19 protein-coding genes and 2 pseudogenes are annotated in these 21773 nt (G+C 38.3%); 17 read left to right on the forward strand and 4 right to left on the reverse strand.

Going from position 1 to position 21773, the window contains the following annotated elements; genetic code table 11:
• Nucleotides 1-49: 49 nt before the first annotated feature.
• From HMPREF0868_RS08825 to HMPREF0868_RS08200, 3 genes and pseudogenes are all read left to right on the forward strand, one after another.
• Nucleotides 50-97, forward strand: a pseudogene (locus HMPREF0868_RS08825) (hypothetical protein); the annotation flags it as partial.
• A gap of 15 nt (nt 98-112) precedes the next feature.
• Nucleotides 113-2032, forward strand: a complete 1920-nt coding sequence (tet(M), locus tag HMPREF0868_RS02485; protein WP_002414694.1) for a tetracycline resistance ribosomal protection protein Tet(M) — start codon at nt 113-115, stop codon at nt 2030-2032.
• Nucleotides 2033-2129: 97 nt separating this feature from the next.
• Nucleotides 2130-2318, forward strand: a complete 189-nt coding sequence (locus HMPREF0868_RS08200) for a cysteine-rich KTR domain-containing protein (protein WP_012962334.1) — start codon at nt 2130-2132, stop codon at nt 2316-2318.
• 59 nt (nt 2319-2377) lie between these two features.
• Here the strand turns inward: HMPREF0868_RS08200 and HMPREF0868_RS02495 are convergent, their stop codons facing one another.
• Nucleotides 2378-2731, reverse strand: a complete 354-nt coding sequence (locus HMPREF0868_RS02495; RefSeq protein ID WP_001227347.1) for a helix-turn-helix transcriptional regulator — start codon at nt 2729-2731, stop codon at nt 2378-2380.
• 504 nt (nt 2732-3235) lie between these two features.
• Between HMPREF0868_RS02495 and HMPREF0868_RS02500 the strand changes: the two genes are divergently transcribed.
• The 4 genes and pseudogenes from HMPREF0868_RS02500 to HMPREF0868_RS02515 all read left to right on the forward strand — a co-directional run bounded on the left by HMPREF0868_RS02500 (nt 3236) and on the right by HMPREF0868_RS02515 (nt 5849).
• Entirely contained in the window at nt 3236-3658 is a 423-nt protein-coding gene (locus HMPREF0868_RS02500; RefSeq protein ID WP_000804885.1) for a sigma-70 family RNA polymerase sigma factor, read from the forward strand.
• Nucleotides 3655-3885: a helix-turn-helix domain-containing protein gene (locus HMPREF0868_RS02505; RefSeq protein ID WP_000857133.1), complete on the forward strand. Its 231-nt coding sequence runs from the start codon at nt 3655-3657 to the stop codon at nt 3883-3885. Before HMPREF0868_RS02500 ends, HMPREF0868_RS02505 begins: the two co-directional genes overlap by 4 nt.
• Nucleotides 3886-4345: 460 nt before the next feature.
• Nucleotides 4346-4549 (forward strand): excisionase, encoded by a 204-nt coding sequence (locus tag HMPREF0868_RS02510; RefSeq protein ID WP_000814511.1) that lies wholly within the window; start codon nt 4346-4348, stop codon nt 4547-4549.
• A gap of 81 nt (nt 4550-4630) precedes the next feature.
• Nucleotides 4631-5849 (forward strand): annotated as a pseudogene (locus HMPREF0868_RS02515) (tyrosine-type recombinase/integrase).
• A gap of 284 nt (nt 5850-6133) precedes the next feature.
• Here HMPREF0868_RS02515 and HMPREF0868_RS02520 read toward each other — a convergent pair.
• Together HMPREF0868_RS02520 and HMPREF0868_RS02525 are read right to left on the reverse strand one after the other, a co-directional pair.
• A complete protein-coding gene (locus HMPREF0868_RS02520; protein ID WP_012993129.1) occupies nt 6134-7465 on the reverse strand; it encodes a relaxase/mobilization nuclease domain-containing protein in 1332 nt (443 codons plus the stop codon).
• A 2-nt stretch (nt 7466-7467) separates the two neighbouring features.
• Nucleotides 7468-7824 carry a plasmid mobilization protein gene (locus HMPREF0868_RS02525; RefSeq protein WP_000013383.1) on the reverse strand — a complete coding sequence of 119 codons (357 nt, stop codon included), beginning with the start codon at nt 7822-7824 and terminating at the stop codon, nt 7468-7470.
• A 273-nt stretch (nt 7825-8097) separates the two neighbouring features.
• On the opposite strand from HMPREF0868_RS02525, the gene HMPREF0868_RS02530 reads away from it, so the two are divergent.
• Nucleotides 8098-9306: a helix-turn-helix domain-containing protein gene (locus tag HMPREF0868_RS02530; RefSeq protein WP_012993130.1), complete on the forward strand. Its 1209-nt coding sequence runs from the start codon at nt 8098-8100 to the stop codon at nt 9304-9306.
• 45 nt (nt 9307-9351) lie between these two features.
• On the opposite strand, the gene HMPREF0868_RS02535 is transcribed toward HMPREF0868_RS02530, so the two are convergent.
• The gene (locus tag HMPREF0868_RS02535) at nt 9352-10332 is read right to left on the reverse strand and encodes a helix-turn-helix domain-containing protein (protein WP_012993131.1); all 981 of its coding nucleotides are present in this window, start codon (nt 10330-10332) and stop codon (nt 9352-9354) included.
• Between the two features lie 185 nt (nt 10333-10517).
• On the opposite strand from HMPREF0868_RS02535, the gene HMPREF0868_RS02540 reads away from it, so the two are divergent.
• The 9 genes from HMPREF0868_RS02540 to nox all read left to right on the forward strand — a co-directional run bounded on the left by HMPREF0868_RS02540 (nt 10518) and on the right by nox (nt 21617).
• Nucleotides 10518-11117, forward strand: coding sequence for an MptD family putative ECF transporter S component (locus HMPREF0868_RS02540; protein ID WP_023055085.1), 600 nt, complete (start codon nt 10518-10520; stop codon nt 11115-11117).
• Complete coding sequence (locus tag HMPREF0868_RS02545; protein ID WP_012993133.1) at nt 11114-11845, forward strand: energy-coupling factor transporter transmembrane component T; 732 nt, start codon at nt 11114-11116, stop codon at nt 11843-11845. Before HMPREF0868_RS02540 ends, HMPREF0868_RS02545 begins: the two co-directional genes overlap by 4 nt.
• Nucleotides 11842-13311, forward strand: a complete 1470-nt coding sequence (locus tag HMPREF0868_RS02550; protein ID WP_012993134.1) for an ABC transporter ATP-binding protein — start codon at nt 11842-11844, stop codon at nt 13309-13311. The genes HMPREF0868_RS02545 and HMPREF0868_RS02550 overlap by 4 nt, the downstream gene beginning before the upstream one ends.
• A 1-nt stretch (nt 13312) precedes the next feature.
• On the forward strand, nt 13313-15070 hold the full coding sequence (locus HMPREF0868_RS02555; protein WP_008901341.1) for an ABC transporter ATP-binding protein: 1758 nt from the start codon (nt 13313-13315) through the stop codon (nt 15068-15070).
• Nucleotides 15070-16779, forward strand: coding sequence for an ABC transporter ATP-binding protein (locus HMPREF0868_RS02560; protein WP_012993135.1), 1710 nt, complete (start codon nt 15070-15072; stop codon nt 16777-16779). The genes HMPREF0868_RS02555 and HMPREF0868_RS02560 overlap by 1 nt, the downstream gene beginning before the upstream one ends.
• Nucleotides 16780-16790: 11 nt before the next feature.
• The gene (locus tag HMPREF0868_RS02565; RefSeq protein ID WP_012993136.1) at nt 16791-17948 is read left to right on the forward strand and encodes an MATE family efflux transporter; all 1158 of its coding nucleotides are present in this window, start codon (nt 16791-16793) and stop codon (nt 17946-17948) included.
• Nucleotides 17949-18262: 314 nt separating this feature from the next.
• Nucleotides 18263-18679: a sigma factor-like helix-turn-helix DNA-binding protein gene (locus HMPREF0868_RS02570; RefSeq protein ID WP_001051307.1), complete on the forward strand. Its 417-nt coding sequence runs from the start codon at nt 18263-18265 to the stop codon at nt 18677-18679.
• A 588-nt stretch (nt 18680-19267) separates the two neighbouring features.
• Nucleotides 19268-20098: a M48 family metallopeptidase gene (locus HMPREF0868_RS02575; RefSeq protein ID WP_012993138.1), complete on the forward strand. Its 831-nt coding sequence runs from the start codon at nt 19268-19270 to the stop codon at nt 20096-20098.
• A 172-nt stretch (nt 20099-20270) separates the two neighbouring features.
• Nucleotides 20271-21617: a H2O-forming NADH oxidase gene (gene nox / locus HMPREF0868_RS02580; protein WP_012993139.1), complete on the forward strand. Its 1347-nt coding sequence runs from the start codon at nt 20271-20273 to the stop codon at nt 21615-21617.
• Nucleotides 21618-21773: the final 156 nt, after the last annotated feature.

Consider the following 21773-nt stretch of genomic DNA (forward strand, 5'->3'; position numbering starts at 1 on the left):
GAATATCTGTATGCTTTGTATGCCTATGGTTATGCATAAAAATCCCAGTGATAAGAGTATTTATCACTGGGATTTTTATGCCCTTTTGGGCTTTTGAATGGAGGAAAATCACATGAAAATTATTAATATTGGAGTTTTAGCTCATGTTGATGCGGGAAAAACTACCTTAACAGAAAGCTTATTATATAACAGTGGAGCGATTACAGAATTAGGAAGCGTGGACAGAGGTACAACGAAAACGGATAATACGCTTTTAGAACGTCAGAGAGGAATTACAATTCAGACGGCGATAACCTCTTTTCAGTGGAAAAATACTAAGATAAACATCATAGACACGCCAGGACATATGGATTTTTTAGCAGAAGTATATCGTTCATTATCAGTATTAGATGGGGCAATTCTACTGATTTCTGCAAAAGATGGCGTACAAGCACAAACTCGTATATTGTTTCATGCACTTAGGAAAATAGGTATTCCCACAATCTTTTTTATCAATAAGATTGACCAAAATGGAATTGATTTATCAACGGTTTATCAGGATATTAAAGAGAAACTTTCTGCGGAAATTGTAATCAAACAGAAGGTAGAACTGCATCCTAATATGCGTGTAATGAACTTTACCGAATCTGAACAATGGGATATGGTAATAGAAGGAAATGATTACCTTTTGGAGAAATATACGTCTGGGAAATTATTGGAAGCATTAGAACTCGAACAAGAGGAAAGCATAAGATTTCATAATTGTTCCCTGTTCCCTGTTTATCACGGAAGTGCAAAAAACAATATAGGGATTGATAACCTTATAGAAGTGATTACGAATAAATTTTATTCATCAACACATCGAGGTCAGTCTGAACTTTGCGGAAAAGTTTTCAAAATTGAGTATTCGGAAAAAAGACAGCGTCTTGCATATATACGTCTTTATAGTGGCGTACTGCATTTGCGAGATTCGGTTAGAATATCGGAAAAGGAAAAAATAAAAATTACAGAAATGTATACTTCAATAAATGGTGAATTATGTAAAATCGATAAGGCTTATTCCGGGGAAATTGTTATTTTGCAGAATGAGTTTTTGAAGTTAAATAGTGTTCTTGGAGATACAAAGCTATTGCCACAGAGAGAGAGAATTGAAAATCCCCTCCCTCTGCTGCAAACGACTGTTGAACCGAGCAAACCTCAACAAAGGGAAATGTTACTTGATGCACTTTTAGAAATCTCCGACAGTGACCCGCTTCTGCGATATTATGTGGATTCTGCGACACATGAAATCATACTTTCTTTCTTAGGGAAAGTACAAATGGAAGTGACTTGTGCTCTGCTGCAAGAAAAGTATCATGTGGAGATAGAAATAAAAGAGCCTACAGTCATTTATATGGAAAGACCGTTAAAAAAAGCAGAGTATACCATTCACATCGAAGTTCCACCGAATCCTTTCTGGGCTTCCATTGGTCTATCTGTAGCACCGCTTCCATTAGGGAGCGGAGTACAGTATGAGAGCTCGGTTTCTCTTGGATACTTAAATCAATCGTTTCAAAATGCAGTTATGGAGGGGATACGCTATGGCTGTGAACAAGGATTGTATGGTTGGAATGTGACGGACTGTAAAATCTGTTTTAAGTATGGCTTATACTATAGCCCTGTTAGTACCCCAGCAGATTTTCGGATGCTTGCTCCTATTGTATTGGAACAAGTCTTAAAAAAAGCTGGAACAGAATTGTTAGAGCCATATCTTAGTTTTAAAATTTATGCGCCACAGGAATATCTTTCACGAGCATACAACGATGCTCCTAAATATTGTGCGAACATCGTAGACACTCAATTGAAAAATAATGAGGTCATTCTTAGTGGAGAAATCCCTGCTCGGTGTATTCAAGAATATCGTAGTGATTTAACTTTCTTTACAAATGGACGTAGTGTTTGTTTAACAGAGTTAAAAGGGTACCATGTTACTACCGGTGAACCTGTTTGCCAGCCCCGTCGTCCAAATAGTCGGATAGATAAAGTACGATATATGTTCAATAAAATAACTTAGTGTATTTTATGTTGTTATATAAATATGGTTTCTTGTTAAATAAGATGAAATATTTTTTAATAAAGATTTGAATTAAAGTGTAAAGGAGGAGATAGTTATTATAAACTACAAGTGGATATTGTGTCCTGTATGTGGAAATAAAACACGATTAAAGATAAGGGAAGATACTGAATTAAAAAAATTCCCCCTCTATTGTCCGAAATGCAGACAAGAAAATTTAATTGAAATAAAGCAGTTCAAAGTAACTGTGATTACAGAGCCAGACGCAAAGACGCAGAGCCGATAAAATGAGATTAATACAATCTCATTTTATCGGCTCTTTCCGTTATGTATGGATTCTTTTAATTAGTCTTCGATGTTTCTTGCTTCGTTGATACCGCTGGCTAAAGATTCCATTAAGGATAGTTCTTTGTCTGTAAAGCTATCCATGTATTTCTCTATCTGTAATCGTCGGGTGCTTTTTACCAAGTTATTAGCAGGTAAGAAAAATTCATCAACGGAAACATGAAGTAACGATACAAGGTCATAAAGAACTTGTATGCTGGGGTGTTGCCCTTTATTTTCAATATTAGTTAAGTACCGTGGGTCAATTTCAATCAATGCTCCCACTTGTTCACGAGTTAAACCTCGTTTCAATCGAGCTTCTTTAATGGCTAAACCAAAGGCTCTAAAATCATATTTATCTTCTTTTTTACGCATAGTAGACCACCTCTATACATTTTATTGTTCCTACTGAATTAAAAACAGGTATAGAAAAACGTGTTATATGGTTTATAGGTTTATATTTAATAAAAAGCACTACTAAACGCCAATAAAAAAAACCGTTATATGGTAGTGCTATTTACGCTGTTAAAATATTGTATATTACTTCCAAATGGCGGTTTGTTGGAGGTCAACGTCGCCATGAAGTACATCATATACAATAAATTTCCTTACATTGGGTTCTTGTCAAAAAAAGTCGTCTATCTGCAATAGATAAGTACGTCCACCAATGTGGTTTTATAAATCATATAGATAGAATAACAGAAGCATGTAAACAGAGAAATAAATCTGTTTATATGCTTTTTTGGCTATTCAGAACTTTTTTACGAAGTTTATTTATCAGTAATGCAACAAATCCCCCTTTCACATTGGGACTAAGAGTGAAAGGAGATAAACGAGCAAGGCTCACTTCCTTTCCTAGACAGAAAGGGGGTGAGAAACATGAAACCATCTTCTTTTCAGACCACAATAGAAAATCAGTTTGACTATATCTGTAAACGTGCTATGGAAGACGAGCGAAAGAATTATATGCTTTATCTTTCAAGGATTGCAAAGCGTGAGGTGTCCTTTTCGGATGTTGGCGATTATCTTGTTAGCCAGTTTGCGACAACAGATAACTATTCAACTGACTTTCAGATTTTTACACTCAATGGGTTATCAGTAGGCGTTGAAAATGATTTGTTGAGTGAAGCATTACGTGAGTTGCCAGACAAGAAACGTGAAATTCTACTGCTGTTTTACTTTATGGACATGAGCGATTCAGAAATTGCAGACCTGTTGAAATTGAACCGTTCTACTGTCTATCGGCATAGAACCAGTGGACTAGCCTTAATTAAAAAGTTTATGGAGGAATTTGAAGAATGAAAACACAATATCCTATGATTCCCTTTCCTCTCATTGTAAAGGCAACAGATGGCGATACCGAAGCGATTAACCAGATTCTACATCATTACAGAGGGTACATAACGAAGCGTTCCCTACGACTTATGAAAGATGAATATGGCAATCAAAGTATGGTCGTTGATGAAGTCTTACGTGGAAGAATGGAAACCAGACTGATTACAAAGATTTTGTCATTTGAAATTAAGTAATATCCTCTCTCCTTTCGTGGAAGCGTGCTAAACCATTCCACGCTTCCCGAACAGGGAGGTTTGTTATTCCACCAAAGCATATTGAGCTTTCAATGTGTTTTGATAGGCTAACGAGCCATTGTTCTTTGAAAACTGAATAAAAGTAATCGAATACGTTTCGATAAGAAAAGAGCCAACGGAACTAACCGCCATGACCTATCTTATAAAGATAGCGAGCGATTCATGTTAGTGATCCGAGAAGCAATCTTTAGCAGGATTGCCTGCAACGACATTCTTATCGTGATAATGATACTCCCATACAGTCAATAGTCCGAGCGTGATAAAACCGTCGCAGGCAATGAGTATGGCTACATGAGAACCATGCAGGGGTGGAACTCCCGTGAGCTTTGCTAAAGCTGTTCGATTGCTGGTAAAACAACTTTTATGAAATCCAAATAAGTGATTTGGAAAGGAGGATTTTATGAAGCAGACTGACATTCCTATTTGGGAACGTTATACCCTAACCATTGAAGAAGCGTCAAAATATTTTCGTATTGGCGAAAACAAGCTACGACGCTTGGCAGAGGAAAATAAAAATGCAAATTGGCTGATTATGAATGGCAATCGTATTCAGATTAAACGAAAACAATTTGAAAAAATTATAGATACATTGGACGCAATCTAGCGTCGCCAAAGGGTCTTGTATATGATAAAATAGTATTAAGTCGTATCAAGGCTCTTTCCATAAAGGAAAGGAGCAAATGCCATGTCAGAAAAAAGACGTGACAATAAAGGTCGAATCTTAAAGACTGGAGAGAGCCAACGAAAAGACGGAAGATACTTATACAAATATATAGATTCATTTGGAGAACCGCAATTTGTTTACTCGTGGAAACTTGTGGCTACAGACCGAGTACCAGCAGGAAAGCGTGATTGTATCTCACTTAGAGAGAAAATCGCAGAGTTACAGAAAGACATTCATGATGGTATTGATGTTGTAGGAAAGAAAATGACACTCTGCCAGCTTTACGCAAAACAGAACGCTCAAAGACCAAAGGTTAGAAAAAAACACTGAAACTGGACGCAAATATCTTATGGATATTTTGAAGAAAGACAAGTTAGGTGTAAGAAGTATTGACAGTATTAAGCCATCAGACGCTAAAGAATGGGCTATTAGAATGAGTGAAAATGGTTATGCTTATCAAACCATCAATAACTACAAACGTTCTTTAAAGGCTTCATTCTATATTGCTATACAAGATGATTGTGTTCGGAAGAATCCATTTGACTTTCAACTGAAAGCAGTTCTTGATGATGATACTGTCCCTAAGACCGTACTAACAGAAGAACAGGAAGAAAAACTGTTAGCCTTTGCAAAAGCTGATAAAACCTACAGCAAAAATTATGATGAAATTCTGATACTCTTAAAAACAGGTCTTCGTATTTCAGAGTTTGGTGGTTTGACACTTCCAGATTTAGATTTTGAGAATCGTCTTGTCAATATAGACCATCAGCTATTGAGAGATACTGAAATTGGGTACTACATTGAAACACCAAAGACCAAAAGTGGCGAACGTCAAGTTCCTATGGTTGAAGAAGCCTATCAAGCATTTAAGCGAGTGTTAGCGAATCGAAAGAATGATAAGCGTGTTGAGATTGATGGATATAGTGATTTCCTCTTTCTTAATAGAAAGAACTATCCAAAAGTGGCAAGTGATTACAACGGCATGATGAAAGGTCTTGTTAAGAAATACAATAAGTATAACGAGGATAAATTGCCACACATCACTCCACATAGTTTGCGACATACATTCTGTACCAACTATGCAAATGCAGGAATGAATCCAAAGGCATTACAGTACATTATGGGACATGCTAATATAGCCATGACGCTGAACTATTACGCACATGCAACATTCGATTCTGCAATGGCAGAAATGAAACGCTTGAATAAAGAGAAGCAACAGGAGCGTCTTGTTGCTTAGTAGTACAAATGAATTTACTACTTATTTACCACTTCTGACAGCTAAGACATGAGGAAATATGCAAAGAAACGTGAAGTATCTTCCTACAGTAAAAATACTCGAAAGCACATAGAATAAGGCTTTACGAGCATTTAAGAAAATATAAAAAGATAATTAGAAATTTATACTTTGTTTGAGCTAAAAAATGATAAATATCAGTTGCTTAATTCTGAAACCTTCAAAGAATATGAAGATATTCTAGAAAATGTTTTAAGTGCTCAATTGATATAAATAGAGATGAAGCTCTATCTCTCCATCTCCTTACCCATATAAATTCCATAATTTTTTCGTATCTTGTAAAGCTCGTCCATAGTCGATTTTGAGGAAGAATACTTCTGCATAAGGGTATTCTTCTTTTCTTGTAATTTATCAAGCTCAGCTAAAATATCCTTTGAATTTGGGAGCTTGGAATAGGATTTTTTAAGCTCTGAGAGAGCATTTTCATATAGGGTAATCTGAGCTTTGTACTCTTCAAAAAATGCCTTGTCAGACGGATTAGCAGTATATTCCTTGTAGCACGCCCTGTATTTTTTAACGGTATGAACTTGCTCCATAGTGGTGGAAAGCTTCTGCATTTCCTTATCAATAGCCTTGATTTTCTCTTGTATATTTTGCCTTTCATCGGCTGCTGTTTGGATATACTCATCAAGCTGTTTAACGGATTTAATGCCATGTTCTCTGATATAAATAACAGACTCAGTCATTGTATGAAGGTTATGTTTGGTTGCCCAATATTCGTAGCCTTTGCTTTCCTTTACCTTTGCATTGGTGTTCATGTCAATAACATTGCCGATGCGTTTTTTGACGGCAGGAGTCTTTATGAACTCTCTTTCCGCAATGCGGTCTTTTAATCTTTCTTCGGTGTAATCTTCCCCGATTGTTTTAGCCCTTGTAAATCTCGCCTTATCTTTTGGCTTAAAAGCAATGTGCTTACCGTATTTGATTTCATAGCCAAGATCAGCCATCTTATTTAAAAATTCGTCCCAGTCCTTTGACTGTTTTATCATTCTGTCAATGTCAAATTGAAGCCTGCTTTTCCAAGAAGTGCCATGCTTTGCCTGTTCGTTTTCATACCAAGATTTACCGTTAATCTTATATTTTTTCTTATAGCTTTCGTAAAACTCGTCAATGACAGATAGGTTATTTTCTTTGCATAACTTATCGCTCTGATAACGGATTTGGTGGTAGCTTTTCTTGTTAGACTGGTAGCACCTACCTGTTACCATATTTACATTATTGAAGATGATGTGATTGTGGATATGCCCCTTATCTACGTGAGTAGATAAGACAAATTCGTACTCATCTTTGAGTATCTTTTTACACAGCTCCATACCAATCTGGTGAGCCAATTCAGGACTTGTTTCTCCCGGTAAAAATGATTGAATGAGATGTCTTGCAAGAACGGTTCCTTTTGTTCCTGCGTTATTTCGTGTCCTTAAAAACTGAGTGTGAGCAGTTGATTCGTGGCATTTATGAGTGCTTACTAAAAGCTGCTCGTCTGTTTTATCTCCGTTTACAATGTAGTCGATAGCAAGATTAAGAGTCGATTTTATTGGATGTATTTTTGTAATAGCCATTATTATTCACCTTCCGTTTCAGATGTTCTTTTCAGAAGTAGTGAATGAATTTGCCACAGCTCTTTTGAGAAATGTTCAATCTCTTTTTTTATATCACTGATGTCCTCTTTGTAGATTACACCTGTCGAATTTACTCGCTTTGAAATCTGATTAATGTTGTTTGTTGCATTAGAAAGTAAGCCTTGTAAATCTCTGAAAGGCTCTAAATCCACTTGATAAATTTCCTTTTCCAAAACGCATTTGCGGATGAAATGGCTCATGTTTCTACACTTCGCAAGTCTTTTTTTCTCTTCAAAAAGAGCCTTTTCTTCTTCAGTTAGTTTAATTTCAAGTCTTTCGTTTCTTATTCTATTTGCCATAGTTAGTTCCTCCTTTGAATGTATTTCGGGGTCTTAGGGTTCTCCCTAACGAGCTAAAAATTGATAAAAAAAGAAGCAGATCCCCAAGGGCTGCTTCGTCAATTTTTCGTAAGTGTCCGTACACTTACTGTGCTTGCTACAAAAGAACGATTAAGATAGCAAGCATTAAGCATATTTTCAGAACAGTATATCAAATTTAACAAGAGATGGGAAGAGGGAGGCTCATATTTATGGTATAATAGCAAAAAATTATCAAGAAGCGAGACAAAAGGTATGGAGTTAAATAGAAAGAGTATTATCGAAAACGCCTACAATGGGTATATTTTTTCGGAGAAGAAAAATGTTGATAATGCGAAAGTTTATCGTTTTAGAAACGAAACGGGTACAGGAGAAATGCGTTGTTATGATTTGCTTGAAGGAATTCAATTATCTTATAACAACTTAAATATGGAAACAACACATCAAAAAATAACACCTAAAGAAGGAATCTTACAAATTGATCATTGCCTTGAAGGGTGCTATGAATTTAAGCTGGAAAATAATGAACGCGCATTTATTAGGAAAGGAGATTTAAGTGTTTTAGAACTTGGGAAAGTACCGTTTGAAAACTCTTGTATTCCCATGAAAAAATATGTTGGGCTTTCTCTTTTTATTGATATGAGTATAGCACAAAAGTCCATTTCAAAATATTTTCCATATGGAAATATAGATTTGTTTGAAATGCGGGATAAGGTGTGCAAAAATGGGGCGGCGTTAATTATCCGCTCTCGTCATGAAATCAATCATATTATTGGTGAATTATATAGGGTTGATGAGAGGATACAGCTTCCATATTCAATAATTAAAACAATAGAACTATTACTATTTCTGAGTTTAGTTGAAAGTAAAGACACACATAAACTTCCATCCTTTTCTGAGCCTGTGTACGAAGCAACTCAAGAATGCTACAAAGCTCTTATGGAAAATCCTTTTGACAGATATTCTATTTCTGAACTGGCAAAAAAATATGCAATTTCTGAATCAAGTCTTAAAAGATGTTTTGCTTATATAACCGGAAATTCAATAGGCAGTTTCATTAAAAAAACTTGTCTTGAAGCGGCAGCAGAGTTACTAATTCATAAGTCAAGTATGTCTATCGGAGAAATAGCGGATTTAGCAGTATACTTAAATCAAGGCAAGTTTTCTTCAGCTTTTAAAAAACATTTTGGAGAGCCACCACCGGAGATAGGCACTATAAGGGCCTATCTCCGGTGGTGGCTCTCTAAAGAGGGCATTATTGCCCCCCAGTTGAACTGGGGGATTTTATCATTCCTATTCGGTGCCATAAAATGGGCGCCAGAGAAAAATTCCCTGACGCTCGCTTCTTGCCCAACTAAACATGATTGCTATTATGTAGAAAAAAGCAAGGGGATTTTCGAATATGTCGAAATATTTTCCTTCTGCTCTGCTAAGCACAAGAGAAAGAAGATGATATTTCAATAGTTTATAGAGGAACTTCTCTAAACAGAATGATTTGTTATATCGTTTTTATTGATTTTTTTGCTGTGTCCACTTCCGATATTCAGAAGGATATAGACCAGTACTTTTTTTGAAGTCTCTTGAAAAACGACCAGCATTACTATATCCAACAGCCAGAGCAATTTGCTCAATTGAAAAATCGGTGGAGCAAAGGAGATTTTCTCCCTGAGATAAACGCCGCTGTTGAATATATTCCGTAATGGTGCAGCAATAGACCTGCTTAAATGTAATTTTCAACTTTGTTGTTCCCATGCAGGCAATGCGCGCTAGTTTATCTAAAAGAATTTCTCTGTTGTAATGATCGTTGATATACGCAGCGACATTTTCAAGAGATTTTATATCCTGTGATGAAATACGGACTTTCCCTCTTTCTGGACTCTTTTTGTTATGTTCGACAATCAAAGCTACTGCCTCGAAAACTTTACTTTGGAAGAATAGTTTTGCGGCCATTCCATCTCCATTATAATTCCAGATTTTGCGTAACAGAGAAACCATTTCAGGGAAATCATTTGCTTGATCAATCTCGCGAAATGCTTCATCTGGATTTATATATTCATCTGGAAATGCTTCTTTTAGATACTTTTCATAGTAAGCAGGCATAATCTCTATACCAATCGTCCGAATTGGTATGTTTTTATGAAAAATTGCCTTGTATGGGTGCTGGCCTCCAAAGAATGTTTTTATACATCCCGCGGTAAGGCGCCGGTAAGGCATGATTTCTTCACCAGATACAGATTCGTAATAGGTGATGCTTAGGCTCTCCGGCCAGTTTAGGCTTTCCTGATCGAAAAATTCATCCTCGTAAAAATAGAAATCATGTATTTTGATATTAAATAGGTTTTTTTCACCGTATATCCAATAAATTCCCTCTCCAAATGATTCAGGCAAACAATAAAAGTTTCCAATAGAGCTAAATTTTCCATTTGGTGGCATTTCCTGAAAACCACTTTTTATCAACATAGTATTGAATTGAGCAGCAATATCGGACATAATCATCCTCCTCAGACACATTAGACATACTTTCAGACACATCGGACGACAATGGGCTGAATGTGTTGGCGAATGCAAATCGGTTCATGTATAGTTTTTTACAGCGGTTAGCTGGAACTAATCAAAGCTACCACATTGATTTTAGAAAGTCAAATGTGGAATATATCAAAATGGAGGAACAAAAAATGTCTAACACAAAATCCGGTCTTTCTGTCAAAGAACTTATCGTAACAGGTGTCTTTTCCGCAATTATCTTTATCTGTATCAGCCTTAGCGGTGGTGTGTTTGCGATGATGCCAGCACTCACTTTCTACTATCCTGTCGGCGCTGCTCTTCTTGCTGGTCCAGTGTATTTGCTTATGGTTGCGAAAGTACCAAAGAAAGGCCCCATTTTTATTGCAAGTGCGCTTATGGCAATCTTTTGCTTTGTAACAGGTATGCACATTGGAATGACAATCGGCTATTTAATTGGTGGAGTACTTGCAGAAATTGTCGCACACACTGCAAATTATAAAAGCAAAAAAATGAATATCCTTTCGTATGTATTCTTTTGCTTGGGTGGAACTGGTACATATATTGCATATTTTATTAACCCGCAAACATGGGTAAATACTATGCTGGAAAAAGGAACGACACAGGAATATCTTGATAGTATGCTTGCATCTACCAGTTGGATCGTACTTGTAACAATGTTGATCGGAACAATAGTGATTGCTTTGCTCAGCGGTTTTGTTGGAAGCAAGCTTTTAAAGAAACAGTTTGAAAAAGCGGGTATCACAGCATGAATATACAGTACACAAAAATTCATAGTGGATTGTGTACGTTTGATCCACGTACAAAAATCTTGTTACTTGCAATCACTGTATTTGCCGCAACGATGGCTCCATCGTTGCGGCATGTATGGCTATTAGTGTTATTCATCACACTTTTTGGATGCACATGCGGGAAAGCCAAACGCTCTTTATGCCATCTGATCTTTTTTGCTTTATTTTATTTACTGACCCTTTACGTTCTCTCTCTTGAAACGGGTGTTGTATATACGATGTTTGTCGCATGGATGGGGCTTTTCTACAAAGTGTATCCTTGTGCAATGCTCGCTGGAATCATACTGTCCACAACGAGTGTAAATGAATTTCTGACAGCAATGAATAAAGCACATGTTTCTAAAGGAATATACATTCCGTTGGCAGTTATGTTGCGATATATTCCGACAATTCAAGAAGATTGGCACTATATCAAAGACGGTATGCGTTTAAGAGATGTATCACTTTCTTTTAAGGGTTTTATTCATCACCCTGGGATGACAATTGAGTGTTTGTATGTCCCGCTTTTAATGACTGCGTCCAAGGCAGCTGATGAACTTGCAATTGCATCTGTAACAAGAGGCATTGAAAATCCTCATTCACGGACCTGTCTGATACAAATCAAATTTAGAATACAGGATATTTTGGTAATCATTTGTTTCTTGTTTCTTTTGGCGTTGAACGCAGGTGAGATTGGAGGTGCGGTATGATCCAATTCAAAAATGTTAGCTTTGCCTATGCAGGGACAACCGCTTCCGAAATCGGAGTAAAACATATTGACCTATTTGTAGAAACAGGAGAATGCGTTTTGCTTTGCGGTCGTTCTGGGTGTGGTAAGACAACAATTACAAAATTGATTAATGGACTTATCCCTAATTATTTCCCTGGCGAGTTAAATGGCGATGTACAAGTGGATGACCTGAAGGTTTTTGAAACACCTACATATCAACTTGCTGAAAAAATCGGATCTGTATTTCAAAATCCGAGGACCCAGTTCTTTAATGTAGATGTGGACAGTGAAATCGCATTTGGAATAGAAAATGCGGCTGTCCCACCGGAGGAATTGCATCGTAGACTTGGAAATACTCTTGATGTCTTACATATCCGTCATTTGCAGGGACGAAATATATTTGAATTATCCGGGGGCGAAAAACAAAAAGTTGCCTTTGCGTCTGTGTATGCAATGGACCCGGATATTTACTTGTTGGATGAGCCGTCTTCTAACTTGGATATGGCCTCAATAGCGGACTTAAAAAAATATTTGCAGCTTCTGAAAAAAGCGGGAAAAACAATTTTAATTGCTGAACACCGCCTTTATTATCTTCTTGATATAGCAGATCGCATTGTATATTTGTCAGAAGGGGAAATCCAGGCAATTTGGACGTCAGCAGAACTCAGAAAGCTCTCGGATGTTGAAAGAAAGAATATGGGGCTGCGCGCTGTGGCGTTAGAAACTGTGTATCCCGTTGTTGCCAATGTTCCAATTCAAAAACCTGTACTGGAAATACAAGATGTATCACTATTTTACAAAAAGCAGATGATTATCAGTCACATCTCAATGCAGGCTTCTAAAGGTGAAATCATTGGCGTTGTCGGATGCAATGGAGCTGGGAAAACGACATTCCTTCGTGCTTTATGTGGGGTGCATAAAGGATCCACAGGGAAATTCTTGTGGCAAGGCAATGCACAAAATGAAAAGGAACGCATGAAGCGATCTTTTATGGTTATGCAGGATGTTAACTACGAATTGTTTGCAGATAGTGTAGAAGCTGAATGTACGTTTGGAATCAGATACACTGATCCTGCGCTGGTGAAAAGAGCATTAGATGATTTGGACCTTCTTTCTGTCCGTAAACGGCATCCGAACACACTTTCCGGAGGACAAAAGCAGCGGGTTGCTGTAGCCGTTAGTATGATATGCGGTAAGGAAGTGGTGGTTTTTGATGAACCAACTTCGGGTCTTGATTATGACAGCATGGAGCAAGTTAGCAAATTGATTCAGGACCTTGCAAAAAATAAAGTCATATTTGTTGTCACTCACGATTATGAATTTGTCTGCCAAACATGCTCGCGTCTGATTCGCTTTGATTGTCACGTTTTGGCAGATGATATTCCCGTTTGTATAGAAAACAAGGAAAGAATTTATGCACTTATGGAACAGGGGGAGAAAAAGTGATATGGAGCAGAAACAAGAAAACCCAATAAAACTTCTTTTGTCATGGTCGGGGAAAAGTAAACGGTATCTTTTTGCGTCCGTCGCCTGTGCTTTTGCAAGCGGCTTATTTGTAATAGGGCCGTATATTGGCATTTATAACCTTATGGATGCGATTTTATCCGAAAATATAACACAACGGTTATTGGTGAATAATATCGTACTGATTTCTGCAACAACTATCCTGCGTATGATTACTTTGGCTTGTTCAGGCGTTCTTTCTCATAAAGGAGCTTATGGTGCATTATATCGTGTACGTTGTATGATAGTGGAACATTTGGCAAAAGTTCCGTTAGGCGTACTGGATGATCATAGCACGGGAGAAATCAAAACTGTTTTAAATGAGGATATTGAAAAACTGGAACTATGCCTTGCTCATAATATTCCAGAGTTGGTAAGTTATCTTACTGGTCCGATAGTCATTTTTATTTATTTAATGACAGTAAACATTCCATTAGCGATAATTTCTTTGATTCCCCTTCCGATTGCAGGAATTGTTATGATACATCTTTTTAAGGGTATGTCAAGTATCATGCATGATTCAAACCAATCTCTTATTGCATTTAATTCGATTATGATTGAGTACATTCGCGGAATGCGGTTAATTAAAGCCTATAATATGGGAAGTAAATCGTTCAAAAAATTCTCGGATGCCATTAAAGAGGAAAACAGAGTATGGAATTTGATCTCGCGTAAAATGGGACCTCCCTTTGCAATTTTTATTATTATTCTGGAATGTGGAATGGTTCTTTTGGTTCCTATTGGTGGAATGCTGTTTTTAAGAAATTCTATCACTTCCAGTGTGTTTTTGCTTTTCGCTTATGTTGGTTCTCTATATTTAACTGAGCTACTTCCACTTCAGCAGTTAGGAACAACCTTTGCACAGGCATTGAATGGAGTTACTAAGACAAAGGAAATACTGGAGTTGCCTGTTTATGAAAGCGATGGGGATTTTCCTACACATTGTGATATTGCCGTTAAAAACATTTCCTTTTCATATGATGGGAAAAAGAATGTTCTGGAGAATTGCAGTTTGTATGTAGCTGAAGGAGAGAAAATAGCTCTGATTGGTGTTTCCGGTGCTGGTAAAAGCACAGTCATTGAGCTGATCTCCCGATTTTACGATGTGCAGGAAGGTCAGGTATTAATCGGCGGTATAAATGTAAAAAACATAAACTATGAAAAATTGCTTCAAAACATATCCATTGTATTTCAAAAGACGTTTTTGACCCGCGACAGTGTTTTGGAGAATATCCGTATGGGCAGTAACGCCACTCTGGAAGAAGTGAGAGCAGCCGCAAAAGAGGCACAGATTGACGATTTCATCATGTCTTTGCCAGATGGATATGATACGAAAGTAGGCAGTTTTGGCTCCCGTTTCTCTGGCGGAGAAAAACAAAGGATAGCGATTGCAAGAGCTATTTTAAAAAATGCTCCTATTCTGATATTAGATGAAGCCACAAGTGCAGCCGATCCCGAAAATCAGTTGGAAATAGATCGGGCAATTGAGAATCTTTGCAAAGGGAAAACCGTTTTGATTGTCGCACATCGTTTGGGTGCAGTTAAAATGTGTGATAAAGTGGCAATTGTCGAAAATCACACGATAACCGATGCAGGCACCCATGAAGAAGTCCTTTCCAGAAATAATTATTATAGAAAGGCATGGAGCGATTACAATGCTTCAAGAAAAATCGTCTATGGCGGGAAAGGAGATGAAGCATAATGAAAGAAACAGGGCCATTACATAAAAATATCCACTTTAATATAGGCGTGATATTCACGGTTATTGAAGGTTTTCTTTCTGGATGCAGTTATATGACGATTTACCTAGTCATTCAGATCCTGCTCGGCAAGAAAACAACTACAACAGACATCTTAACGATCACAGGAATTCTGTGCGTAGTCTATGCTTTGCGAGTGCTTATTTACAGTATAGGTTATACACAGAACCAGATCGGCGGGGCTGCCGTTTCAAAAAATCTTCGCCTTTTCCTTGGAGATAAATTTAAGAGGATTCCTCTCTTTCGCTTCACACATGGGCAGGTGGGGCAATATGTAAATACAATGACATGCGATGTAAATAGTTATGAACAAATATTGACACACAAGGTAAGTAACTTGACCAAAAATATTGCTCTGGCCGTTATGGTTATTGTATTTATCTGTTATTTGTATCTGCCCGCAGGAGGGATCCTTTTGCTTTCTACTTCCATGCTGATTCCTGAAATGTGGCTTTCTTTCCGAACGGTAAAAAAGTATGGAACCAGAAAAAATAAGGTTTCATCTGAAACAGTAAGCAGCATTGTGGAATATATAGAAGGTATTCAGACGTTTCGTGCATACGGCGTGGCTGGCACAAAAAATAAGGCAACCACAGAAGCAATGCAATTGTTCAGTCAGGTCAGCTTTGAATATGAAGCGCATGGTATTCCCATAAACTTTGCTTTTAACATTATTAACTGGCTTATGGTTCCTTTTATTATGTTTATTGGGATTTCTCCGTGGATGGCAGGAGAAATTCAGACGATTGATTTTCTGCTTTTATGTATGCTCCCTATGTTGCTGGCAAAGCTAATCGGGGCAATTTCAGTAGATTTGTTTAGCTACAAAAACCTTGTGATTTCAAAAAACAATATTTTAAAAGTAATCCATGAGCCAGAAGAAAACGGCAGTACAGAACCGTTCACAGTTAAGAATTATGAGATTGTTTTTGATAATGTGGACTTCTCCTATATTCCTGGCGAAGCAGTTTTGAAGGAAACTTCCTTTATAGTTCCAAATCAGAAATTGACTGCAATTGTTGGTGATTCCGGTTCCGGTAAATCCACCATCTTGAACCTGATCGCCAAATACTATGAGCCGACTGGCGGCGAAATCCGTATCGGCGGTAAGCCAATCAGTCATATATCCGCTGAGCGTGTGTTGGAACAAATTTCGATGGTAGATCAGGATGTATTTCTCTTTGATGATACCATTCGTGAGAATATCCGGCACGCCCGCCCCAATGCCACGGACGAGGAAATCGAGGCTGCCTGCCGGGAGGCTAATTGTGACGGCTTCATCCGCAAGATGGAAAAGGGATACGATACGCCGACAGGCGAAAACGGAAACCTTCTCTCGGGTGGTGAGCGTCAGCGAATTTCAATCGCCCGCGCTATCCTGAAAAATAGCCCGATCCTGCTTTTGGATGAAGCAACGGCGTCCCTTGACATCGAGAACGAACTGGCAGTAAAGCAGGCCATCGCCAATCTGCTGAAAGAGAAAAAGACTGTGGTAATGATTGCTCATACCCTTTCCATCGTCAAAAATGCAGATCAAATCCTTGTGGTATCTGGCGGAAAGATTGCTGAAGCCGGTACTCACGATGAATTGCTGGCTAAAGGCGGAAAGTATGCGGCCATGTGGAACGCCGAACAGAAATTATCTGCATAAGGGAGGTCTTAATGAAACTTCATGCGTCCGGGGAGGACTATCTGGAAACCATTCTTGTTCTTCAAAAGAAACTCGGTATGGTACGCTCCGTAGATGTGGCTCGGCACATGGAGGTGTCAAAGCCCAGTGTGTGCCATGTAGTAGCAACCCTGCGGGACGGTGGCTTTCTCACGATGGACAGCGACTATTTCCTGCACCTGACCGAGATCAAAGCTTATGGTATCAGATACCTAAGAGTAATCTTTATCGGTTCCCTCTTTGTAAATTTTACACAGTCCGCAAACATGGTTATGCGTGGCGAAGGTCTAATGAAAAAAGCCATGATGATAATGGGACTTGGAGCTTTACTGAATATCATTCTTGATCCGATTTTAATGACAGTTATGGGTGAATACGCCATTGAAGGTGCTGCCCTTGCAACGATTACAGCACAGTTTGTTCAGGCGGTTGTAACGCTGCACTACTTCCTGAAAAAGAGTAAAGTCGTTAAAATTCATAAGATTAAGTCCGATGAAGAAATAAAAAAAGAAATGTTTGGAGTAGGCTCATCAGCTATGATGATGCAGCTTCTGTTCATGATTCAACAGACTATGCTTTATAAAATGGCATTTAAGTATGGCGGAGATCCAAACGGAATTTTGATGGCAGCATCGCTTCGTGTATATGCCTTTTCGTTCATTCCGCTTTGGGGAATGAGTCAAGGATTGCAGCCTGTTGTCGGAACAAACTTCGGAGCAAAGCAATATGACAGAGTAAGGCAAGCAATGAAGGTATTTTCTATCGGAGGACTTGTTCTTGCAGCAGTCTTTTGGATTCCATCATTGCTGTTATCAAGTCAGATACTTTCCTTATTTGGAGTAGAAGCAAGTATCATAACTCAGGGAGTTGGGAATTTCAGACTGTTCTATTCCGTATTTATTTTATATGGAGTAATGGTCATGAGCATTACATTTTTCCAATCTATTGGGAACGGAAAGAAAGCGGGGATTATTGTTATGCTTAGACAGCTATTTCTGTTTGTCCCTGCAATGATTCTTTTGCCCATGGTATTTGGAGTAAAAGCTGTTTGGTTCACACAGCCCCTTGTTGATTTCATTATGATTGTTGTTGGAATCTTCATGATGCTTGGAGAACTAAATAAGATGAGCAAAGAAAAAGTACAAGTATAAGATTTTTTATTATGTGCGTGGATACCTGAAATAGTAGAAGGGCTTAATTTATGAGGAATAGTTAGTTGTAAAATGGAGGGACAGGATATGATAAAGGCTATATATTTCTTTGAAGTTATAACTCAAAACAAAATCCTTCCTTTTTATTATAAGATTTACAGTTGTCTGTCTTTCCATATTCTCGTCTAAACAATTAAATATAGTAAAAGAAAGAACAGGTTTCGTTCATTTTAGAGGACTTTTTATGCCTATGTGCAGAAGTCCTCCTTTTTTTGTCTAAAAACGCAGACAAAAAAAGAAATGGAGGAAACTTTATGGCAAAAGAGTATTACCTTTATGTCAGAGGGCAAAAGGTAAAAGTCAGTGAAGATATTTATAAAGTCTACTGGCGAGAAAAAGAACACGAAAAGTATTTAGAGCAGGTGGACAAGAAAAACCACTTGCTCTTTTTTTCATCATTGGATCATGACGGGAATTTTGTGGATAACCTTGCTGATGAAAGTGTGGATGTAGAAAAAATAATTGAAACTCAGATCTTAATTGAAACAGTCAGAAAGGCTATGTCAAGGCTGAATGATGAAGAAAGGGACATCATAGAGCGTTTGTATTTTAATGATGAAACATTATCGAGTGTAGCAAGAAGTAAGAAAGTAAGCTATCAAGCTATACAATGGCGAAAAAACAATATTCTTAAAAAGCTAAAGGTGCTTTTGAAAGAATTCATAAAGTAAACGCCTTGTAGATGGGGGCAGATTTTCCTTTATAAATTGAAGGGAGATCTGTCCTTATATTTTATTTAAGGAAGTGATGAAAACCATAAAGTTGAAGAGAATCTCTCTTAAAGCCGTTAGGCTATTGTTCCTTGAAAACTGAATAGACCAAGGTAGGACTTTATCTACTTGTGGAGGATTATGACTTACGCCATGACCTTTCTGCTGAAAAAAATTCGGTTTAATGAATACTGATTAAGTCAAGGAAAGAAGAAAGCGAGCGATAAATAAGAATACATAAAAACAGATTTGGCAAGCTGTTCAATGAAGCAAGTAGTGATAATGATACTTCAATAGTTTAAGCCGGCTCGTCTGGAATAAGAGGCGGAGGTGAGATTCCTATGTTGCTGCCAAGCACCTATCAATGTCGTAAAACTTAATTAAACAAATAATTATTAGATATAAAACTTTAAAAAGAGAGGAGGAAAAAGGTAATGAGGAAATTAAAGAACTAAATCCTATGCCATTTGTGGCTGAGGAAAAGGAAGGACTAATCAGGGTTCGTTTAAGACATGTTTTTAAATACCGTTAAGAGAGTGCGAGGGGCTTTTGATTGCTCTGCGTGACCAGTATAATTTGAGTATGACACTGACAAAGAACGGCTATCCGCACAGTATAGCCATGAAGTATTCACAAAGTTTATGGAAAGGCAAGATGAATATGGCATGTAGAACAGAGTTGATTGGCGGTATTGAGGTTAAGATCACTAAAAAGTCAAACCTTAAAAACCTCTATATTAGAGTAAAGCCACCGGAGGGAAACGTTACCATAACCGCCCCGCTGAACTACCCCGACGATGAAATAAGATTATTCGTACTAAAAAAGCTACCTGAAATAAATGCAGTCAGATTAAGAATGCGCTCACAGGCAAGACAAACCAAGCGAGAATTTATTTCCGGCGAGAGCCACTATTTATGGGGAAAGCCCTATCGCCTTGAAGTGGAAGTGGGCAGCAACAAATACAGTATTAAAAAAATGCCGAATAAAATATTATTTTTAGTGCCCGAAGGAGCAAGTGTCGAGGATAAAAAAAAGATTTTTAATGAATGGTATCGTAGCGAGTTAAAAAGAGTCCTGCAAGGTTTGATCCCCACTGTTGAAGAACGTATGAACCTTTGTGCCAACGAGTATCGCATCAAGGACATGAAAACAAGGTGGGGTACGTGCAACATATATAAAAAACGCATATGGATCAATCTGCAGCTTGCCAAAAAGCCAATTGAATGTCTCGAATACGTCTTGGTTCATGAAATGGTTCATTTGCTGGAAAAAAATCATACGCATAAGTTTCATGCTCTTGTGGGTGAATTTTATCCCCCCTGGAAAGATGCCAAAAAAATATTAGAAAGTATTCCTCCGGATTACTTAGAAAAAGGATAGCCTGATGGACATTATCTAAGCCACGATGCAGACAGCCCTGTTTGCAAAAAATCTCGCATATTTCTCTAGCCGGGATAAATATGGTTATATGTTACGAAAAGTAAGGAATAAATGTGGTAAGTTATAGTCGAATTATAAAATAAACGGCTTCGGCTAATATCAGGAGGAGAATATGGGAAAGAAAGTAGTAATAATTGGAGCTAACCACGCCGGAACGGCAGCAACCAACCAACTTTTGTCACTTAAAGACGGCAGTCAAGTAACCGTCTTGGATCGCAACAGCAATATCAGCTTCCTAGGCTGTGGTATGGCTTTGTGGATCGGCCATCAAATAAGCTGCGGTGACGGTTTGTTCTATTCCAATAAGGCAGCGTTGGAAGCAGCCGGAGCCACCGTAAAGATGGAAACGGAAGTTACATCTGTTGACTATGCCAACAAAAAAGTTTTTTACACGACCAAAGACGGTCAAAAAGGTGAAGAGAGTTACGACAAGCTGATCCTTTCCACCGGATCACTCCCGGTTATTCCTCCGATTCCTGGCTTGGATCTGCCTTATATTCAAAAAGCTAAACTGTATCAGGATGCCAAATTGGCGGTCGATCAAATTAAGAATGACCCGTCAATCAAAAAAGTTACCGTTGTCGGAGCCGGTTATATCGGTGCCGAGCTAGCTGAAGCTTATGAGAGACAAGGCAAAGAAGTAGTTTTGATTGATGCATTGGATCGGATTTTGGGTACCCACTTTGACCGTGACTTCTCCAATGTTATGGCCGAAAGACTTAAATCACACGGAATCAAGCTCGCTTTGGGCGAAAAAGTGCAACGCTTTGAAGGTGAAGGCCGAGTACAGCGCGTTGTGACGGATAAGGGTGTCTATGATACTGATCTTGTAATGATGTGTATCGGATTCCGTCCCAATAATGAATTGGCGAAAGGTCATTTGGACTTGTTCGTCAACGGAGCGATTAAGGTTAATAAGAGACAAGAGACCTCCATGCCCGACGTTTATGCAATCGGCGATTGCGCAACCGTATTCGACAATTCCATTAATGATACGAACTATATAGCTTTGGCAACTAATGCCGTTCGTTCAGGCTTGGTAGCTGCCTTAAATGTTGGCGGCGTGGCCATTGAATCAACCGGTGTCCAAGGTTCGTCAGGCCTGTGCTTGTATGGCTTGAAGATGGTATGCACCGGCCAAACTGTTGAGACGGCAGCCAAACATGGTATTGAAGCAAAAATGACCGAATTCGAAGCTCAGCAGAAACCTGCCTTTATGGATGAAGTCGGGCCTAATCCGAACGTTAAGATTCGCATTGTTTACCGTGCGGACAATCGTCAGGTCATCGGTGCTCAACTTATGTCCGAATACGATATGTCAGCCACCATACACATGTTCTCCTTGGCTATTCAAGAACATGTAACGATTGATCGTATCGCACTTTTGGATATCTTCTTCATGCCTCACTTCAATATGCCGTATAACTACATCACCATGGCGGCTTTGTCAGCAAAATAATTCAGATTAGCTGATTAAATAGTTCAAACGTGTCAGGCGGCACTGCAATAGGAAAGCGACGCGGACGGGTACATCCTGTCGGCGCCGCTTTTTATTTGGCGTAAATTCAACATTTAAAATTCAACACTTAAAATTCACCCATTAAAATTCAACCCT

The sequence above is a fragment of the Mageeibacillus indolicus UPII9-5 genome (genome assembly GCF_000025225.2).
Taxonomy (GTDB): domain Bacteria; phylum Bacillota; class Clostridia; order Saccharofermentanales; family Fastidiosipilaceae; genus Mageeibacillus; species Mageeibacillus indolicus.

What these genes read in the sequence shown, in the direction of transcription:
- HMPREF0868_RS02560 (WP_012993135.1), top strand. Translation starts at nt 15,070, where the DNA reads ATGAAAGAAACAGGGCCATTACATAAAAATATCCACTTTAATATAGGC.
- HMPREF0868_RS02525 (WP_000013383.1), bottom strand. Translation starts at nt 7,824, where the DNA reads ATGGCAAATAGAATAAGAAACGAAAGACTTGAAATTAAACTAACTGAA.
- HMPREF0868_RS02530 (WP_012993130.1), top strand. Translation starts at nt 8,098, where the DNA reads ATGGAGTTAAATAGAAAGAGTATTATCGAAAACGCCTACAATGGGTAT.
- HMPREF0868_RS02570 (WP_001051307.1), top strand. Translation starts at nt 18,263, where the DNA reads ATGGCAAAAGAGTATTACCTTTATGTCAGAGGGCAAAAGGTAAAAGTC.
- HMPREF0868_RS02545 (WP_012993133.1), top strand. Translation starts at nt 11,114, where the DNA reads ATGAATATACAGTACACAAAAATTCATAGTGGATTGTGTACGTTTGAT.
- HMPREF0868_RS02565 (WP_012993136.1), top strand. Translation starts at nt 16,791, where the DNA reads ATGAAACTTCATGCGTCCGGGGAGGACTATCTGGAAACCATTCTTGTT.
- HMPREF0868_RS02535 (WP_012993131.1), bottom strand. Translation starts at nt 10,332, where the DNA reads ATGTCCGATATTGCTGCTCAATTCAATACTATGTTGATAAAAAGTGGT.
- HMPREF0868_RS02500 (WP_000804885.1), top strand. Translation starts at nt 3,236, where the DNA reads ATGAAACCATCTTCTTTTCAGACCACAATAGAAAATCAGTTTGACTAT.
- HMPREF0868_RS02555 (WP_008901341.1), top strand. Translation starts at nt 13,313, where the DNA reads ATGGAGCAGAAACAAGAAAACCCAATAAAACTTCTTTTGTCATGGTCG.
- HMPREF0868_RS02520 (WP_012993129.1), bottom strand. Translation starts at nt 7,465, where the DNA reads ATGGCTATTACAAAAATACATCCAATAAAATCGACTCTTAATCTTGCT.
- HMPREF0868_RS02510 (WP_000814511.1), top strand. Translation starts at nt 4,346, where the DNA reads ATGAAGCAGACTGACATTCCTATTTGGGAACGTTATACCCTAACCATT.
- nox (WP_012993139.1), top strand. Translation starts at nt 20,271, where the DNA reads ATGGGAAAGAAAGTAGTAATAATTGGAGCTAACCACGCCGGAACGGCA.
- HMPREF0868_RS02550 (WP_012993134.1), top strand. Translation starts at nt 11,842, where the DNA reads ATGATCCAATTCAAAAATGTTAGCTTTGCCTATGCAGGGACAACCGCT.
- HMPREF0868_RS02495 (WP_001227347.1), bottom strand. Translation starts at nt 2,731, where the DNA reads ATGCGTAAAAAAGAAGATAAATATGATTTTAGAGCCTTTGGTTTAGCC.
- HMPREF0868_RS02505 (WP_000857133.1), top strand. Translation starts at nt 3,655, where the DNA reads ATGAAAACACAATATCCTATGATTCCCTTTCCTCTCATTGTAAAGGCA.
- HMPREF0868_RS02540 (WP_023055085.1), top strand. Translation starts at nt 10,518, where the DNA reads ATGTCTAACACAAAATCCGGTCTTTCTGTCAAAGAACTTATCGTAACA.